The 18,876-nt window shown below is 60.4% G+C and carries 15 protein-coding genes and 1 pseudogene; 13 read left to right on the top strand and 3 right to left on the bottom strand.

Annotated features, from left to right (window positions below):
- Nucleotides 1-135: 135 nt before the first annotated feature.
- Nucleotides 136-1,359, bottom strand: a pseudogene (locus HU715_RS27255) (ABC transporter ATP-binding protein); the annotation flags it as partial.
- A 186-nt stretch (nt 1,360-1,545) separates the two neighbouring features.
- On the opposite strand from HU715_RS27255, the gene HU715_RS06080 reads away from it, so the two are divergent.
- The 12 genes from HU715_RS06080 (at nt 1,546) to HU715_RS27775 (ending at nt 15,265) form a co-directional block, all read left to right on the top strand.
- On the top strand, nt 1,546-2,364 hold the full coding sequence (locus HU715_RS06080) for an ABC transporter permease (RefSeq protein ID WP_186706654.1): 819 nt from the start codon (nt 1,546-1,548) through the stop codon (nt 2,362-2,364).
- A gap of 139 nt (nt 2,365-2,503) precedes the next feature.
- Nucleotides 2,504-4,951: a glycosyltransferase gene (locus HU715_RS06075; protein ID WP_186706653.1), complete on the top strand. Its 2,448-nt coding sequence runs from the start codon at nt 2,504-2,506 to the stop codon at nt 4,949-4,951.
- A gap of 130 nt (nt 4,952-5,081) precedes the next feature.
- On the top strand, nt 5,082-7,490 hold the full coding sequence (locus HU715_RS06070; RefSeq protein ID WP_225917561.1) for a phospholipid carrier-dependent glycosyltransferase: 2,409 nt from the start codon (nt 5,082-5,084) through the stop codon (nt 7,488-7,490).
- 12 nt (nt 7,491-7,502) lie between these two features.
- Nucleotides 7,503-8,525, top strand: coding sequence for a glycosyltransferase family 2 protein (locus HU715_RS06065; protein ID WP_186706652.1), 1,023 nt, complete (start codon nt 7,503-7,505; stop codon nt 8,523-8,525).
- Between the two features lie 110 nt (nt 8,526-8,635).
- On the top strand, nt 8,636-9,304 hold the full coding sequence (locus tag HU715_RS06060; protein ID WP_367617197.1) for a class I SAM-dependent methyltransferase: 669 nt from the start codon (nt 8,636-8,638) through the stop codon (nt 9,302-9,304).
- On the top strand, nt 9,301-9,708 hold the full coding sequence (locus HU715_RS06055) for a GtrA family protein (RefSeq protein ID WP_186706650.1): 408 nt from the start codon (nt 9,301-9,303) through the stop codon (nt 9,706-9,708). The genes HU715_RS06060 and HU715_RS06055 overlap by 4 nt, the downstream gene beginning before the upstream one ends.
- Nucleotides 9,709-9,710: 2 nt before the next feature.
- Entirely contained in the window at nt 9,711-10,994 is a 1,284-nt protein-coding gene (locus tag HU715_RS06050; RefSeq protein ID WP_186706649.1) for an NAD-dependent epimerase/dehydratase family protein, read from the top strand.
- Nucleotides 10,984-12,570, top strand: coding sequence for an NAD(P)-binding protein (locus tag HU715_RS06045; RefSeq protein ID WP_186706648.1), 1,587 nt, complete (start codon nt 10,984-10,986; stop codon nt 12,568-12,570). Before HU715_RS06050 ends, HU715_RS06045 begins: the two co-directional genes overlap by 11 nt.
- Entirely contained in the window at nt 12,567-13,676 is a 1,110-nt protein-coding gene (gene wecB / locus HU715_RS06040) for a non-hydrolyzing UDP-N-acetylglucosamine 2-epimerase (protein ID WP_186706647.1), read from the top strand. Before HU715_RS06045 ends, wecB begins: the two co-directional genes overlap by 4 nt.
- Entirely contained in the window at nt 13,667-14,773 is a 1,107-nt protein-coding gene (locus HU715_RS06035; protein WP_186706646.1) for a glycosyltransferase family protein, read from the top strand. Before wecB ends, HU715_RS06035 begins: the two co-directional genes overlap by 10 nt.
- Before the next feature lie 60 nt (nt 14,774-14,833).
- Nucleotides 14,834-15,097 (top strand): hypothetical protein, encoded by a 264-nt coding sequence (locus HU715_RS06030; RefSeq protein ID WP_186706645.1) that lies wholly within the window; start codon nt 14,834-14,836, stop codon nt 15,095-15,097.
- 81 nt (nt 15,098-15,178) lie between these two features.
- Nucleotides 15,179-15,265 (top strand): small membrane protein YohP, encoded by an 87-nt coding sequence (locus HU715_RS27775; RefSeq protein WP_442087941.1) that lies wholly within the window; start codon nt 15,179-15,181, stop codon nt 15,263-15,265.
- A 122-nt stretch (nt 15,266-15,387) separates the two neighbouring features.
- On the opposite strand, the gene HU715_RS27250 is transcribed toward HU715_RS27775, so the two are convergent.
- On the bottom strand, nt 15,388-15,675 hold the full coding sequence (locus tag HU715_RS27250) for a ribbon-helix-helix domain-containing protein (protein ID WP_225917559.1): 288 nt from the start codon (nt 15,673-15,675) through the stop codon (nt 15,388-15,390).
- A 123-nt stretch (nt 15,676-15,798) separates the two neighbouring features.
- Here HU715_RS27250 and HU715_RS06020 point away from each other — a divergent pair, with 123 nt between their 5' ends.
- Nucleotides 15,799-17,820: a DKNYY domain-containing protein gene (locus HU715_RS06020; protein WP_186706643.1), complete on the top strand. Its 2,022-nt coding sequence runs from the start codon at nt 15,799-15,801 to the stop codon at nt 17,818-17,820.
- Here the strand turns inward: HU715_RS06020 and HU715_RS06015 are convergent.
- Nucleotides 17,817-18,857, bottom strand: coding sequence for a zinc-dependent alcohol dehydrogenase family protein (locus HU715_RS06015; protein WP_186706642.1), 1,041 nt, complete (start codon nt 18,855-18,857; stop codon nt 17,817-17,819). The genes HU715_RS06020 and HU715_RS06015 overlap by 4 nt on opposite strands.
- Nucleotides 18,858-18,876: the final 19 nt, after the last annotated feature.

Raw genomic sequence — 18,876 nt, 5'->3', positions numbered from 1 at the left:
GCCGTAGTTCTCCACGTCAAAGGTGCCGAATATGGCGACCTGCCACGTGCGCGTGTCCGGGTGCTCCGTCAAAACCTGTTCTCCTTGAGCGGCGCAGACCTCGGGAGGCGGTTCAACCGGCCGAGGGTCGATCCGCTGTAACCCCAGGTCAACCATGCCCAAGAAATTCTTGTGGTTCGGCAACATGTCGAACGCCAAGGGCGCGACCTGCTTTTCGATCAGTTGCGAGGTGTCTTCCGTCGCGCCGTGCAACAGCTTGAGCGTGACATGATAGCGCCCCTCGGCGAGGTTGGCCGGGAAGCGCACCGTGATCGCCGCACGCCGCCAGCCGTTTTCGGGCGGGCTGGGTTGCAGTGCGAAGTTGCCCCCGCCGATCACCAGCAGCCTGGCCTCTTGAATGGTGAAGCTGATGTTCGGTTGCGTGACCGATTCATGCAGCAACGCCTCGACGCGAATCTCGATATCGTCGCCATACAGGTAGCTGGACGAAAGTTGCTGGGTGTTGGTGAAGCAGGCAGCGCTGATGTGCCCCTCTTCGGTCCCGAAGGCCATCCCCTCCTGCCCGCCCATGAATGACTTGCGCGTCACCGGTATCACGCCGCCACTGGCCCAGCGACGTTGCTCGTCCCGCATGTCGAGCAAGTGCAGCTCGGCCATTTCATCGGGCGAGCCGCTGGCCACGACCCGGCCTGCGCGCAGGTAGATGACCCGGTGGCAGAAGCGCTTGACCATGCTCATGTCATGGGAGACGAACAGCAGCGTCGTACCTTTGGCAGCCAGTTCTTCCAGCCGGTTCAGGCATTTGAATTGAAAAGAGGCATCGCCAACGGAAAGGGCCTCGTCGACGATCAGGAGCTCCGGTTCGACACAGACCGAAACGGCGAAGGCCAACCGTACCAGCATCCCGCTGGAATAGATCTTGGTGGGCTGATCGATGAAGTCGCCGATATTGGCGAAGGCGATGATGTCATCGAAACGAGCGTCGATTTCCGAGCGATCCAAGCCCAGCACCGCCGCATTCACATAGACGTTTTCGCGACCGGTGAACTCCGGGTTGAAACCAGACCCCAGCTCGAGCAACGCCGCAATCCGACCATTGCCTTGGACACTGCCCCGGGTCGGCATCAACGTCCCGCAGATCAGTTGCAACAAGGTGGATTTGCCGCTGCCGTTACGGCCGATGATACCGACGGTCTCCCCCCTTGCGATGGTCAGCGAAACATCGTCCAAGGCCCAGAACTCGCGATAGAAACGCTTCCTGCCGCGCACCAGCATCTGCAATAGACGGTCCTTGGGCGCATCATAAATCTGATAACACTTGCTCAGGTTTTCGGCACGAATGGCCACTTCAAACGACATCGACAAAACCCTTCCATGAATCACGGCCATTATTGCGGCGCTACTCAATCAGTCCTTCGCTGGGCACTGCGGATGAGTTAAGCACAGATGGGGAAAAAAACTTCGAATGAACCTGCACGTGGTCTACCCTCCAATGAGGACGCGACACAGGGAGCATCCGGATTTTGCCTTAAGGATCAAGCACCAATGCAGTCGTTCAGCACGTCCCCCATCGCCATGATCAAGAGTGTCCTGGTCAATCGAATCCTGATCTACGTATTGATCCGCAGAGAAGTCATCGGGCGCTACAAGGGTTCGATGCTCGGCGTCTTGTGGTCGTTCTTCACTCCGGTTTTCATGCTGGTGGTCTACACATTCGTGTTCAGTGTCGTCTTCAAGGCCCGCTGGTCGGGCGGCGGGGAATCCAAGAGCGAATTCGCCCTGGTACTGTTCGCGGGCCTGTTGGTCTTCAACCTGTTTTCCGAATGCGTGAGCCGTGCGCCGGGCCTGGTGCTGGCCAATACCAACTACGTCAAGAAGATCGTGTTCCCACTGGAAACCCTACCCCTGGTGTCGCTCGGCGCAGCGCTGTTCCACATGGCTGTCAGCGTCCTGGCCTGGCTGATCTTTTATATCGTCCTGTTCGGAACGCCACCGGTAACCGCCCTTCTATTGCCATTGGTGCTTTTCCCCTTGGTGCTGATGACGCTGGGGCTCTCCTGGTTTCTCGCCTCGATCAGCGTCTACCTGCGTGATATCGGCCAGTTCATCGGCATCATCATCACGGCGATGCTGTTTCTCTCGCCGATTTTCTATCCCCTCTCGACGCTTCCGCAGAGTTATCAGGCCGCGTTGCAGGCAAACCCGCTGACGCTGCCGGTGGAAATGGTTCGCGATGTGCTGTTCTGGGGCCGGCCGCCGCAATGGGCCTACCTGGCGGCTTATTCGGCCATTTCCGTGCTGATTGCCTGCGCCGGGTTTGCCTGGTTCCAGCGGACCCGCAAAGGCTTTGCCGACGTCATATGACATTGTTGCGTGGCGCCCCGCTCAGCACCCGCTATGCTGATTCATGCCACGGCTGGAGCCTGGCTGGTGATTGACGCACACATCGTTACTGAAAGACCGAGTGTGCGTCGCCGTATTGACCAAAGGACCAGAAAACCGCATGGACCAGATCAACCGTCTTGTTGATTGCATTGACCAACTGACTCGCTCAACACAATCCAGAACCATTGAAACCTTGCAGTTGGTCAAGGAAATCGAGAATCGAGACCGGCTTATCGAACAACTGAACCTTGGTTCGAAAGCGCTTCGCACCCGTCTGTCGCTCCAAGAAGGCAAGACCGGGCGACTGCGCGAGCAACTGCGGGTGGCCGAACAGCGCCTCAAGGACGCCGAGGCATTAATCCAGACAAAAGAAAAAGAGGCAGTCGTGCTCTCCGATTGGGCGGTGGATCTGCGTGCCCAACTGGCGGCCAAGCAAGCCGAGCTGTTCAAGCTTTCCGATTGGGGCAACGCCATCGAACGTGCACCGCTGCGTTATTCGATACGCAAGCAACTGTATAAATTATCGCGTCGGGTCTACGCCTGGTTGCCACTCACCGCACAGCAGAAAAGCAAGCTGGCGCGTCGGCTTCGAAGTTGGTTGAAACCCGGCAAGGTAACACCGGGCGAATCATCGGCAGACGCCAGTTCTGCGCTGCAATCTCTACCACCGCCGGTAAACCTTGCAGTACCGTCCAGCCTCGGGCAGCCCACGATCCTGATGTTCGGCGTGATCGACTGGCACTTTCGCATCCAACGCCCACAAAACCTGGCAAAGGAACTCGCCCGGGCCGGACAGACGACTTTTTATATCTCGAACAATTTCATCGACGACGAGGCCCCCGGCTTCGAAGCAGAGCCCTTGGAAGGTTCCAACCGGCTGTTCCAGATCCGTTTCAAGGTGCTCGGTGCACCGGCCATTTATCATGCCCCGCCGTCAGCGGCCGCGATCCGCCAGTTGTGCGAAGGCCTGGCCATGCTCCTGCAATCGGCGAACGTCAACGCGGCGGATTGCATTGTCCAGCACGCCTACTGGTTCCCGCTGGCCAGGCGAGTGCCAAACGCCACGCTGGTCTATGACTGCATGGATCACCACGAAGGCTTCGGCAACGTGGCCCAGGAACTGCTCGACCTGGAAATCGCCCTGATGCGCCGGGCCGATCTGCTGGTGGCGACATCCGACTGGATCGAACAACACGGCAAGCGGGAAAACCGTAACGTTGAGGTGATCCGCAACGCTTGCGAGTTCAGTTTTTTCAGCCGACGTCCCGACAAGGTCTACCGGGCCCCCGGCAACAGAAAGATCATCGGTTACTACGGCGTCATTGCCGAATGGTTCGACCTGGACTTGGTCAAGCGGGTCGCCCAGTCCTTCCCGCAGCACCTGATCCTGTTGATCGGCAGTGATATCGTCCAGGCAAAAAGGCACTTCAAGGCCTTCCCGAATGTGGTCCTGGAGGGTGAAGTCCCGTATGCCTCCCTGCCTTACTACCTCCACGCCATGGACGTTTGCCTGCTTCCGTTCAAGGTCATGCCGTTGACCCTCGCCACCAACCCGGTCAAGGTCTATGAATACCTGAGCGCGGGGAAACCGGTGGTGTCGGTGAAACTGCCGGAGTTGAGCCAGTTTGGCAAACTGGTCTGGGCGGTTGAAGAGCCGACTGAGTTCATCTCGACCCTGCGCAGTGTCCTGGGCGCACTGCCGGAGGACAGTGCCACGCTGGCGGCCCGTCAATCGTTCGCCCGGGGCCAGACCTGGCAGCATCGGGCCGCCAGCCTGCGCGAGGCCATTGCGACCTTGCCCGTGCCCAAAGTCAGCGTCGTGGTGTTGACCTACAACAACCTCGAACTGACCAAGGCCTGCCTCGACAGCCTGTTGACCCAGAGCCAGTACCCGAACCTTGAAATCATCGTCGTCGATAACCACTCCAGCGACCAGACCCCGGCGTTCCTCACTGCCTGGGCCGACGGCCATCCAGACCGGATCGTGATCCTCAACCAGGACAACAAAGGATTCGCCGCCGGCAACAACCTGGGCCTCGCAGCGGCCAGCGGCGACTACCTGGTTATCCTCAACAACGACACGGTCGTCACCGCCGGCTGGATCAAAGGCTTGATCCGCCACCTGCAAGACCACAAGGAGATCGGCATCATTGGCCCGATCACCAACAACATCGGCAATGAGGCCAAAGTCAGCACCCGCTATGAGCGGATAGAAGACATGCCCGCCGAAGCCGCGCAAATGACCCGCGCCCGCATGGGCGAGTGGTTCGAGATCAACACCCTGGCGTTTTTCTGCGTGATGTTCCCGCGCTCGACCTACGAGCAGATCGGTGGCCTGTGCGAAGAGTACGGCCTCGGGTTTTTCGAGGATGACGACTACTGCCGCCGCGTACAGCGTCGTGGCATGCGCGCGGCCTGTGCCGAAGATGTTTTCGTTCATCACCATTTGTCTGCGTCGTTCAACACCTTGGGCGCCAGGAAAAAACAGGCACTTTTCGAAAAGAACCGGGCGATCTACGAAAGCAAGTGGGGATCCTGGGTCCCGCACACGTACCGAGACGCCTAAACGTCCTTCGCATGCAAAGCGATTTACTGAAGGGAGCAGATGAAATGTGTGGCGAGGGAGCTTGCTCCCGCGCCACGAATCTTTGGTTTGCCTTATTGGACAGCGTTGTCCCTTTAACCGAGACGATATTTTGCCCAGATTCAGCCTGAAATACGCAGTGGTGCTGTTGGTTTTACTGGCAAGTGCGGTGGTCGGTGTGTACGGTTTTTCGACGCTTGAACTGGCGTCCATGAACAGCAGTAGCCGGACGATATTGCTGTCAGTGGCAGTCCTCGCCGTCCTCACCGTCTTCACTCGCAAGCCACCGTTCATGCTTTGCCTGGGTTTACTGGCGTGCCTGGCCGTTGCCTGCGCGCAAGCTTGGCCGGTGATAGTGGTCGTAGTCTTCGCGCTGTCTGCCACGGTGCTCGGCAGGTGGATGCTCGGGCAAGCAGCCTCTGCCGACTGGAGTGTCCATCTGCTGGTAGGTGCCGGTACGTTCGGTACGCTAACGGGCCTGGCCGCGTATTGGCCGATCAACTACCCCTGGCTATATGGCGCGATGCTGTCGCTGCCGCTGCTACTGGGGTACAAACACGTCACCGGGTTATGGCGTGAACTGCCGCGGCACATCCAGGCCACCCGCTCAGCACACACCCACCTCCAGACCGGGCTTGACGTCCTGATCGGCGGCTTTGCCTGCCTTTACGTGCTGGTCGCCTTCATGCCGGAGGTCGGGCATGACGCGTTGGCCATGCACCTGTTCGTTCCTTCACACCTGGCCCAGCGACATCAATGGTCATTCGATGCCAGCACCTATGTGTGGGCCGTCATGCCCATGCTGGCCGACTGGATCTACAGCATCGTCTATATGCTGGCCGGCGAAACGGCAGCGCGCCTGAGCAACAGCGCATTCACCTTGCTGCTGGCGTGGCAGATCCGCAACATGACCCTCTGGGCCGGAGGCTCTGACACCAGTGCCCGCTGGGCAAGCCTGATCTTTTTGTCAACGCCCCTCGCCTTCGCCGAAAGCAGCAGCCTGCATATCGAGTCGGCGTGGACCGCCTTCATGCTCGCCGGCACCCTGGCGATCCTGAAGGTAGCAAGCTTCACGCCGGATCCCAGGGAGCGCCTGTCGCAACTGCTCCTGGCCGGCGTCCTGCTGGGCTTCGCCCTGGCGACCAAGGCCGTGACCCTCAGCGTCCTGCCGGTACTGCTGGTGGTCCTGCTGGTGCACTTCAAGGCCTGGGTTGTGCCAGGCATCGTCAAGACGCTCCTGCTGGGCAGTGCCGGCCTGATACTGGCCGGCGCCACTCCCTACCTCTGCGCCGGGTTCTTGACCGGCAACCCAGTGTTCCCGTTTTTCAACGCCATCTTCCATTCGCCGCTCTGGCCCGACATCAATTTCGAACCGCCGGCCACGTTCGGTACCGGGATGACCTGGGATACCCTCTATCGAATGGTCTTCAAGTCGCCTCAGTTCATCGAGGGGCGCGTCGGTGCGGCCGGCTTCCAGTGGCTGTTGCTGCCCACGGCCGCCGTCGCCGTGCTGTTGAGCGGCAACAGAAAAGCCCTGTGCATTCTCCTGGTTGGCGCCGGCGCGATGTTCATGACGTTCCACTCAACGGCCTACCTGCGTTATGTGTTCCCGTCCTTCGCGCTGTTTTCGGTGATCCTGGCCCTGCCCTTCTCCGACGCCAGGATTTTCCCCCGCAGCCTCGCCATCGTCGCCGGTGCCCTGCTGGTCCTGGCCAATACCCGTTTCATTCAGGCCGCGACTTATTACGGCGACATCAACCCCTCGGCACTGTTGAGCCAGGCAGGTCGGGAGGCCTATCTGTTGGAACGCCTGCCTATCCGGAAAATGGTCGACACCGTCAACGCCTTGAACAGCGGTGGTCAGCCCGTGGCGGTCTTTGCGTCGCCGCTGATGGCCGGTTTGCACGGCGATGCCCTTTACGCATCCTGGTACAACCTGAAGTGGAAAAACGAATTCGATGCGGCGGCCTCACCCTCGGCGCTCACCCAGCGCTTGCGCCAGCGTCAGGTGAACTGGCTGCTGATCGACCTCAAATCCCTTCCCCAGGCGCCTCTCGATCGGCTGCTCGCTGTGTCCACGTCGTCTGCCAGATTGGGTGACCTGGACCTGCGCAAGCTCAACGTCACGCACGATGAACACCTGCTCAACCCGGAGCTGTCCAGCCTCGAAGGCTGGAGCCTGACGTCACCCTCGGCGTATGACGCGGCGCGCAAGATCCTGACCGTCAACGTCAACACACCGGCCACGCAGCGGGTCGAAGTGACACCGGGACTGACGTACATCAACAGCGTGTCCGCACGCTGCGCAACAACGGCCACCACCGGCAGAATCCAGGCCAATTGGATGGACGACCAAGGCGATTTCATCACCGCCAGCATCGAGACATTTGACTGCACCACGCAATGGGAGACCCATGAAATGAGCGTCGTTGCCCCTGCAAATGCCACGTCCGCGATCATCTATGCGTCCGGGCATACCGACACTCCCGTGGCATTCAGGTCACTTTCATTCAGGCAATAGTGGGCGATATCGATGAACTCAAAAACCGAGCTTTTCACGGATGAACAGCGAGTCGCCGTCGTCATCCCCAGCTATCGGGTCACCGCGCACATTGTCGGCGTCATCGACGCCATAGGGCCGGAGGTCTGGCGCATCTATGTCATCGACGATGCCTGCCCGGACGGATCAGGCGGGCATGTCCAGGCCTCCTGTAACGACTCCCGGGTCAACGTGCTGCCCCATGACGTCAACAAAGGCGTCGGTGGTGCGGTCATGACCGGCTATCGGGCAGCCCTCGCCGACGGTGCCAGTATCATCGTCAAAGTCGACGGGGATGGTCAGATGGACCCGACGCTGATCCCGCTGTTCATCGAGCCGATCCTGGCGGGTGAAGCCGACTACACCAAGGGCAATCGATTTTTCAACCTGGAAGAAGTGCAATCGATGCCGCGGCTGCGCCTGTTCGGCAACGCCGTGTTATCGCTGATGGCCAAACTGTCGACGGGTTACTGGGATCTGTTCGACCCCACCAATGGCTACACGGCGATCCACCGTGACGTCGCCCGGCTGTTACCTCTGGACAAGGTCAGCCAGCGCTATTTTTTCGAGACCGATATTCTGTTCCGCCTGAACACGGTGCGCGCCGTCGTGGTGGACATTCCCATGGAGGCCCGCTACGGCGACGAAGTCAGCCACCTCAAGATTTCGAAGATCGTGGGCGAATTCCTTTTCAAGCACCTGCGCAATTTCACCAAGCGCGTGCTCTACAACTACTATTTGCGCGACATGTCCCTGGCGTCGATCGAGCTGCCGATCGGCATCCTCATGTTGTTGTTCGGCATCTTCTTCGGCAGTTATCACTGGTATGAATCGGCGCAGAATAGCGTCGCGACGCCCGCCGGTACCGTGATGCTCAGCGCCCTGCCCATGCTCATGGGGTTGCAGTTGATCATGGCGTTCCTCGGTTACGACATCGCCTCGGTACCCAGCCGGCCACGGCAATCCAGGCGCGGTAAGGCAACGTCATTGCGGGAAGAAAACTCATCAAAGCGCTAAGGGATTTTTTATCGGACCCGTCGCTCAAGGCATTGGATGTCGACGGCCTTGAACGCCTCGCACTTCACGGCAAAGTGCTTGAACGCAAGCGAATGCTGCGGGAAGTCTTCGTGGAATTTCACCACGGGTTTCATCGCCTGGCAGACCGCTACTTCAAGGTCGAAGGCCTTGAGGTGGAGTTGGGAGCGGGCATCGCGCCCATGCGCGATTCGTACCCAGAAGTATTGGCCACGGACATTGTCGCCACCGAGCAACTGGACATGGCGCTCAATGCCGAAGCAATGAGCCTGGACGATCATTCGGTCAGGGCCTTTTATGGCCAGAACTGTTTTCATCACTTTCCTCATCCCGAGCAATTTTTCACGGAGCTGGAAAGAACGCTCAAGGTCGGCGGCGGCGCCATTTTGATCGAGCCCTTTCACGGTCCCTTTGCCGCTTTTCTCTATAAACGCCTGTTCAAGTCCGAAGGCTTCGACATGCACTTCCCGTCTTGGGAGACACCCTCGACCGGCCCCATGAACGGCGCCAACCAGGCCCTCAGCTACATCGTCTTCGTGCGCGACAGACAGGCGTTCGAGCGCAAGCATCCAAGCCTGGAAATCGTCCACCAGGAAATCTGCGGCAATTATCTGCGCTACCTGGTTTCCGGCGGCCTGAACTTTCGCCAGTTGTTGCCTGACGCGCTGATCCCCGTGCTCAAGGTCGTGGAGAAACTGCTGCATCCGTTGAGGCGACTGTTGGCGCTGCATCACATCGTGGTGATCCGGAGGACGTCTTGACCTTTATCCGCTATGGCGCCATCCAGGTCATGGCCTATGCATTGGACATGGGCGCCTTTTTGCTGTTGATCGCACTGGTCGACGGTCACCCCGTCCTGGCCAACATTGCCGGCAAAGGCGTGGCCGGAGTGTTCGCGTTCTTTTTGCATCGACACTTCACGTTCCAGTCGACCCACGGCAGCAGCAAGGCCCAAGCACTGCGTTATTTCTCGTTGCTCGCCATCAATATCCCGGTCGCTTCAGCGCTGTTCAGCGTGGGGCTGTATGTCGTCGACAGCCCTGCCCCGGTGAAATTTGTCTGCGACGTGATCTGCGTGGCCCTGACCTACTGGATCAGCAAACTGTTCGTGTTTCATTCCACTACACCCCCGCCGGTCCCCACTGACCGCGCCGAAGGCGCATGACCATGAAGCTATTGATAACCGGCGCGACAGGCTACATCGGGCAACGTTTGTCCGCCCTCGCGACGGCAAGGGGATACGAGGTCATTTGCGCCACCCGCCACCCGGGCCCTGCCCCCTATGCCTGGCTTCCCTATGACCTGCGGGGTCCGGCGCCGGAATGCCCGGCCGGCACTCAGGCGCTGATCCATTTGGCGGCCGACACCTCGACCGGTGCCGACAACGACGCGGACGATGAAGTCAACGCGGCCCTGGCGCTGATCCGATGCGCCCAACAAGGCTCGGCCAGGTTCATCTTCATCTCCAGCCAAACCGCCGAGCCCACGGCCCCGAGCGTTTATGGCCGGACCAAGTGGCGCATCGAACAGCATGTGCTGGCCGCCGGGGGCACCGTGATCCGCCCCGGGCAAGTCTACGGTGGTCCCGAACGCGGGCTCTTTGGCCTGTTGTCGGGGCTGGTTCGCCGAAGTCCGTTCATTCCGATTCTCTGGCCAGCGCCATGCGTACAACCCATCCATGTCGATGACCTCGCGGCCTCGATATTGGCCGTCGTCGAGCGGGACGACATTCGTGCCGAAATCCTCAACCTGGGCGCCGTGCAGCCGATTGCCTTCGACCGCTTCCTGGGGGCGATTGCAGCGCACCGGGTCCGTGCCGTTCGCCTGCCAATTCCCCTGCCGGTGGCATTGCTCAGGCTGTTGCGTCGGTTGCTGGGACACTCCTTGGGCGCGAAGCTGGGCCTGGAGCGGATTTTTTCCCTCGTCCACCTGCCGCCCATGGACAGTGAGCGTTCCCTGCAAAAACTCGGCGTTCAACTACGCCCGCTCGCCCACGGCATGCATCGCTCCGGCCGTGGGCAACGTCGGGGGCTTCTCCAGGAAGCCACGGTTCTCTTGAACTATCTGCTCAAACGCCCGCCGCAAAGAAGCCTGGTCAGTCGCTATGTCAGGGCACTGGAGCGTGGGGGGAAAACCCGCCCCGTCATTAGCTCACGCTTGCTGATGAGCTGGCCGATACTCCTGGCGCTGCTGGACACCCCCGGCGTCCTGGGCAAGCCCGACGGCCAGGCGCTGGCCTGGCGCCTGCAGGTTGCACTCGCTATCGCCGAAGCCAGCCCCCAGGGGGCGCAGGTGTTTCTCGGTGTCCAACAATCGCGCAGCCCTGTTGCCACGCTGGTAGCACTGGGACTCACCGCGATCAAAGCGTTGACGTGGAAACTAGCGGCGTTGTTAGGCCGGCCCTTTGCCCGTCAACTGCTGCGTGAAAGTGAAGCCCAGCGTGAAGCCTGAATTCGATGTGATCATTGTCGGCAGTGGCCCGGCCGGGACGTCGGTTGCCTATCCGTTGGTCAAGGCGGGCCTGAAAGTCCTCATGGTCGATGCCCAGGCCAGCATCGGTTCATCGGTGCTGCCAACCCGCCCGTTCCTCAGCGCCAGGGCCAACGACGCGCATCAGTGGAAATGGATGATCGGCGATAACTTCCACGCCTTGAACCAACTGGACGCGGTATCGCCCAAGCTGAAGACACCGACCCACGCCCATGTCTTCGAAGGATTCAGCGCCGGCAATCGCATCGCGACCGACAACTTTATCGGCGTCGGCTCCCTGGCCACCGGAGGCTTGTCCAATGCCTGGGGCTGCGGCGTGGCAACGCTGGGTGCCAGCGACTTAGCCGGGCTGCCCATCGATCATGCCGAGATGCAAGCGTCCTACGAAACCGTCGCCCGCCGGATCGGCATCAGTGGCCGGATCGACGATGACCTTTCAAGCTATTTCGGCCTCGATGAATGGTCGCAACCACCGCTGCCGCTGGACGCGCTGCATCAGCGCCTGCTCGATCACTACGCCCGGCGGCGTTCGGCGTTTCCCGAGCAGGGGTTTCGCCTTGGCCGCTCCAGGGTCGCCGTCTTGAGCCAGCCCCTGGACGCGCGCAAGGCCTGCGACCTGTCGGGAAACTGCTTGTGGGGCTGTCACAACCAGGCCTTGTATAGCGCGTCGCAAGAACTGCAAAAACTCAAGCAGTACCCGGGATTCCAGCACGTCCAGGATTTCCTCGTGGAGGATCTGCAGAGACAGGACGGTTCGTGGGCGGTCACCGATCATCGCTCCTCCCGGCGCTTCTGCGGTACACGCCTGTTGTTGGCGGCGGGCACCCTGGCCTCGACCCGGCTCGCCCTCAAGGGCCTGAATCATTCGGCCCCGATACCGCTGCTGTCATCGCCGACAGCGGCCTTCCTGTTGTGGCTGCCAACAATGCTCGGAACGCCGAGGGCGCCGGCCTTTGGCCTGGGCCAGCTATCGTTCGCCCTTCAGCTATCGTCCAGTGCCACGGCTTTCGGCTCGACGTTCAGCACCACAGGCTTGCCCATGACCGAGTTTGTCAGCCGGCTCCCCCTGAGCAAACGCCACAGCATCGAGTTGCTGAAAAACCTGCTCAGTGCCTGCGTCGTCGGGAACCTCTTCCTGCCCGGGCACCTGTCCCACAACACGGCGGCATTGCGCCCCGATGGCTCGTTGAGCATCAACGGCCACGTGCATCCCGAACTCCCCGGCCTCATGAAGACTGCCGAGACAAAACTGCGCCGGATCTATTGGAAAATGGGCGCGCTGTTGATGCCCATGAGCTTCACCGTCGGCAGGCCGGGGGCAGATATCCACTATGCGGGCACGCTGCCCATGCACGCGACGCCCCGGATCGGCCAGACCGATCGCCTTGGCGAAGTCGCCGGCTTGCCCGGTGTGCATGTTGTCGACGGTGCCTGCTTGCCCAGGCTCACCGAAAAGTCCCACACGCTGACCCTCATGGCCAATGCGGACCGGATAGCCCGCTCACTTGCCACCACGATAGGACATCAAAAGGCATGACCCACAAGGTACTTTGCATCGTTGGTACGCGTCCGGAAGCCATCAAGATGGCGCCCGTGATCAAGGCGCTCCAGGCCGAAAGGAATATCGCTTGCCGGGTGCTCGCCACCGCCCAGCACCGAGGCCTGTTGGACCAGATCCTGGACGGCTTCGCAATCACGGCCGACCTGGACCTGGACATCATGCGTCCCAACCAGTCATTGGCGGCCCTGACCTCTCGCCTGCTGCTCGAACTCGACAGCGTCTTGCAAGCCGAGCAGCCCGACGTCGTCCTGGCTCAAGGCGACACGACCACGGTCATGAGTGCCGCCTTGGCGTGTTTCTACCGGCAGATTCCCTTCGGCCATGTCGAAGCGGGCCTGCGTACCGGGGACCTCCGCAATCCGTTCCCCGAGGAAGCCAATCGGGTCATCGCCGGCAAGCTGACTCGCTGGCATTTCGCGCCCACCCAGGGCGCCGTGGACAACCTGCTGCGCGAAGGCGTCAGCGCCAGCGATATCACCCTGACCGGCAATACCGTGATCGATGCCCTGCTGATGACCGCGGCACAGGACTGCGCCTTGGCTGTCCCATTGGACGCAAGCAAGCGCCTGGTGCTGGTCACCTCCCATCGGCGGGAGAATTTCGGTGAACCGTTCCAGAATATTTGCCAGGCCCTCAAGCACCTGGCCGAACGGAACCCGGGCATCCAGGTCCTCTATCCCGTCCATCCCAACCCGAACGTCAAGGAGGTCGCGCACCAACTGCTCGGCCAGACCCCGAACATCCTCCTCTGCGCACCCCTGGATTACGCGCCGTTTATCGCGGCAATGAAGCGCTCGTACCTGATCATCAGTGATTCCGGGGGGGTGCAGGAAGAAGCCCCGGCCCTGGGCAAACCCGTGCTGGTGCTGCGGGAGGAAACCGAACGCCCGGAGGCGGTCAACCTCGGCGTGGTCAAGCTGGTGGGCGCCAACCGGGACACCATCGTCGAACAGGCGCAGCGCCTGCTCGATGATCCCGAGGCTTACCAGGTCATGGCACGTGGGGTTTCTCCCTATGGCGACGGCAAGGCCGCAGCACGTATCGTCGATGTGTTAAGGCAGTACTTCCAGCCATGCGCATGATTTACCTGTCGCCGCTGCCATGGGCCAGCTTCAGCCAGCGCCCCCATCACTTCGTCGATTGGTATCACCGCCAAACCGGGGCGCCGGTGCTCTGGATCGATCCGTACCCGACACGCTTACCCACGCTGAATGACTTCAGGGGCAAGCCGTTCGTGGCCGATCAGCAAAGCGCCAGCGTTCCACCCTGGTTGCAGGTCCGCAAACCCCGTAGCTTACCCATCGAGCCCCTGCCAGGCTCAGCCATGCTGCTCAAGCGACTGTGGCGTAACCTGTTCAACGAGGCCGTGGCATTCGCTGCCCAAGGGCCCTGCATGATCTGCGTGGGGAAACCTTCCGAACTGGCCTTGCAGTTGCTGGCGCTGATCCCGCAATGCCCCGCCGTCTACGATGCCATGGACGATTTCCCGGCCTTTTACCGGGGCCTGTCACGCAGGTCCATGGAACGTCGCCAGGCGCAGCTCATTCGACGGGTGGGCACGGTACTGGCGTCATCCAATCCGCTTCGCGACAAACTCCTGGGCATCACCGCCCCGGTAGCACTGGCCCTCAACGCCTGTGACCTGCATGGGCTGGTGCCGGTCGAGCGCCTGGACCTGGGTGCCAAGCAGCAGGTGCTGGGTTATGTCGGCACGCTGGGTCGTTGGTTCGACTGGGACCTGGTTATCGCGCTGGCACGGGCCAATCCTGGAAATCTCATCCGGCTGATCGGCCCCGTCTTCACACCCCCGCCTTGCGCATTGCCGGCCAACATCGAACTGCTTCCGGAATGCTCCCATGCCAGTGCAATCGCGGCCATGGCAAGGTTTTCGGTGGGTTTGATCCCGTTCAAGCGCAATCGCCTGACCGCCTCGGTCGATCCGATCAAATACTACGAATACCGCGCCCTCGGCCTGCCCGTCATTTCCACCCGCTTCGGTGAAATGGCCCTGCGCGACCAGGAACCGGGCGTCTGGATCGTGGATGAAAGCAGCGATTTGCGCAAAACCGCCGTCGAAGCGCTCGCCACTCAGAGCGATTGTTCGGCTGTTCAGCAGTTTCGTGACGCCCATCATTGGGCCCAGCGTTTTTCTGCGATCAACCTCAAACACGCGCCATAACGGCCGATACCCCGGATAAGCCCCCACCACTGGGGCGCAGGACGGAACGGTAGGTCAGTCATGACAGAAATTTATTTGCTGATAGCGCACGGCACGGATCAGGGCGAAGCTTACGTGCTGGGCTGGTTCGACGACCGGAGCAAAGCCCGGGAAGTGGCCGAACAGAAAGAATGGGAAGCGTACCGCGCCAGCCTGAAGGAGAAACATCCGTGGTCCAGCCACGCACCGCTGGCGCCGGACCAGACGGACTATCGTCGCTACTGGATCAAGACCATCTCGAAATTCGAGCATGTGCCAGTGCCGAGGTCTTTTGCGGTCCATTGATCATCACGGCTGAATATTCGACGAAACGCGCGTGATCGGTGGCGGTCTAGACGATTAAGCCCATCCGATGAGAGCGTTCTTATGTTGAAATTCCTTGGCGGCACCGTAGGCATCATTTTCCTGATTGGCCTGATCGTGGTGATTGCGCTGTTCAAGTTCATTTTTTGAGCGTGGCGGCGGCGGTCTTTGGTTTGGTTCTGTAGGAGCTGGCGAAGCCTGCGATCTTTTGATCTTGATCATTCGCTCGCGATTCAATTGTCAGGGGAAAGATCGCAGCCTCGTTACACTCGTCAGCTCCTACACGCTGCTACAGGCTCAGCGGAGCTGGGCTCTGGAGGTTCACGGGCCTCATCCTCACCTACTTTGGCCCGTAGAGATTCAAAATAGTCGCCCTTCACTGGAAAAGTGAGAGCCGACTCTGTCCCAGCCAGTACCAGCCCACGCAGGCGCTGCCGATTCTGATCCTTGCGAATCAGTTCTCGTACATATTCATTATGGGTACTGTAGCCTCGCTGGCTAACTTGATCATCTATGAAAGATTTGAGAGCGTCCGGCAGGGTGATAGTCAGGGTAATCATGGCTTCGACCGCTTTTGACAACATTTGCCGAACCTAACACCCTTGGGCCTGCCTCGCCAGAGGCGAGCTCGCGGCAAAACTTGTAGTCCTTGGCCAACCATCAGACGTTCAGGTCGCATCGACATGACAGACATAGACACGGCTATTGCTGACTGGGAGCCACTACAGCTTGAATGGCATCAAGATTTCGCGTTCATGGACGGCGTGCTGCTGGGCGACGGGCAAGTGCCTGATGTGTACATCATGCTCAGCCCTGAAGGTGCACGCCCCGGCGAGTTGGCACAATCTGCCAGCGCCGGGCACTATCCGCCCTCGCCCTTGCTGGCCGGTCAGCCGGTTTGGCGGCATCGACGCAGCCCTTGGGTCTTGCGCGATGCCCTGCGTGATTACTACCTGCTTCCAGCCTACCGGGCACGCCACGGCTACCACGCGCTCCAAACCTTGCCGTTTCGGTTCGACAACGGCCTGGAAAGCCTCGGCCACCAGTACTGGCGTGACGCAGCCGGCGCCTATTGGTTCGGCGAGTACGCGATCAGCCAGATCCCCGAGGCCCGACCCGACAGCCTGGCCCTGTTGCCGGAGTCGCCCGCCTCGGTGACTTCAGCGTCTGCCCTGTTCAGCGACGGTGTGCATCTCTTTCTGCAAGGGCAACTTCTCGCCAGCGCCACGGCGCGGGTGCGGTATTGCAATCACCCGTCCTATCGAGTGATCGACGATCAGGTCTACAAGGGCTTCAAGCCCTTGCACCAGAAGAACGGCACGCCGCTGCCGGTGGCAAGCCCGGACGACTTCCAGATGCTCGCCCAACGCTGGGGAACCGACGGACAGTCGATCATCGTGCAAGCGCAGCAAGGTTCAAGCATTTCCTACGAATACTTCTACCGCATCGACAATGCCGACCTGGCAACCTTCACCGTGCTGAATGAACGCTACGCCAAGGACAAGCAACGCGCCTATTACCTGACCGGCAAGAGCATCCGCTACGTTGGCGATTTCCACCTGCTCAAGTGCTGGCAGCCGACGTTCGATGAGTGCGGCCGCGTGGTCAGCGCCAACGAATACGAGGATGATTATTTTGCCGTGGACGACAGTTTCGTCTACGCCGCCGGGACCCGCGTGCGTGACGCCCACGGTCCGAGCTTTCGCCATTTGGGGTTCGACTATTACCGTGATCACCGGCACATCTACAGGCGCCAGAAACGCCTCGATGTCGACGCGCAAAGCTTCGTCGTGACCCAACTCTGTCGCAATGACCAGGATTATTCACCCGTGCTGGCAGGCGACAAGCACGGCCCGCTGGGCTCAGACGGGATCATCGATACGGCCATGCAAGAGGCCTGGGCACCTTATTTCGCGGCTCATCCGCAGTTGGAGGGCTATTGGTGGCACCGTTTGCGGGCAACAACCGAGGCCGCGCAAACCCACACGCAAACGCAGTCGCTACAGGCCATCGGTCAAGGTTTCGAACTAGGCGACCAAGTGTATTTCCATGGCCGCGTGATCAACGGGCTGGACGCAGCGAGTTTCAAATTGCTCGACACGCACCTGTGCGGCGATGCCCAGGGCTTGTATCTGATCCCGTTTCATAACGCCGAAACGCAAGTGCCCGAACGGTTTTCCCAAGAACCCGCGGAGCATTTCCGCGCGCTCGGTGGGCCCTACCTGACCGACGGCAAAACCGTGTTCTGCCACCGGGTTTTCTACCATCCTCCCGAACCGATTCGTAAGGCCCATGTGGCCACCTTCGAGTCCTGCGGCCATGGCTGGGCCCAGGATCAAAATGCGGTCTATTACTACGGCGAGGCGAAAAAACGCCTACACCCCTCGGATACCCGCATTCTCGGCACCTATGCCGTCAGCCCTACCCTGATCCTCTCGGAAGGCAAGCCGCTGGATGTACCGTTCGACCCCGATGAAGTCCGCGTGCCCCACCCCGATTTCCTGCAACTGGGAACGCGCAAGTTGTTCTGTCACCGACGGCCCGTCAGCGCCAAGCGTATCGACCTGGCCACCCTGGAATTCCTGAGTGAGCGCTATGCTCGGGACAGGAACCGAATGTACTACTACGACGGTTATGCAACCCTGACCGAGGTCGATGAAGCACAGTATCGGGAGTCTCTCGACCAGCCGGTGGCAAGCGTTTAGAACTGCGTCACCACCGTCACCCCTGCCGTGTCGAACCGGTCCATGTTCATAAGTGCATCAATGGATTGTTCGAGGCTAATGGTCTTGCCCACCAGTTTTTCAGGCGCCAGCTTGCCGGATGCGATCATGTCCATCATCGCGCCGTAACGGTGAGCCTGCATGCCATGGCTGCCACAGATTTCCAGCTCGTAGGCAATGACTTTGCTCATCGGGATCGCTGGCGTGCTGTGATCGGCCAGCATCAAACCGACCTGCACATGCCGGCCACGCCGTCTTAGACTGTTGATGGAGTTGAAGCAGGTCGTTGGATGACCGAGCGCATCCAACGAAACATGAGCGCCGCCCTTCGTCATCTCAAGCACCGCCTCGGTCACATCCGCCACACGGCTTGCATTGACCGTCGCAACGGCACCAAGCGACTGGGCAAGCTTGAGCTTATCGTCGGAGATATCAATCGCGATAACGTTCGCCCCGACAGCGTGGGCGATCATCACCGCTGACAGCCCCACACCACCACAACCATGAACCGCCACCCACTGGCCCGCCGTGACCTTGCCTTGATCGACCACCGCACGGAACGACGTGACGAACCGACAACCCAGGCTCGCCGCCGTGGCGAAGTCCATGTTGTCCGGCAGCGCAACCAGGTTCAAATCCGCCTGGTGAATCCCAACATACTCGGCGAAAGAGCCCCAATGGGTGAACCCCGGCTGAAACTGGCTGTGGCACACCTGCTGGTTGCCGCTATTGCATTCCGGGCACGCGCCACAGCCACCAACAAAAGGCACGGTAATGCGATCGCCCACCTTCCATCGGGTGACGTCCTTGCCCACCTCCGCCACGATCCCGGCCAACTCGTGACCGGGCACATGGGGCAGCTGAATGTCAGGGTCATGGCCTTTCCAGCCATGCCAGTCGCTTCGGCATACGCCCGTGCCGAGGACCTGGACAACCACACCGTGACGCTCGGGGGTTGGATCTTCGACGGTCATCACATGTGGAGGTTGGGAAAAGGCTTCGTAAACGACGGCTTTCATGCAGGATCCCTCTACTTTG

The sequence above is a fragment of the Pseudomonas zanjanensis genome, from assembly GCF_014268745.2.
Lineage (GTDB): Bacteria > Pseudomonadota > Gammaproteobacteria > Pseudomonadales > Pseudomonadaceae > Aquipseudomonas > Aquipseudomonas zanjanensis.
The sequence above is the reverse complement of the archived record's forward strand: the minus strand, read 5'-3'. Positions and strand labels throughout refer to the sequence as shown.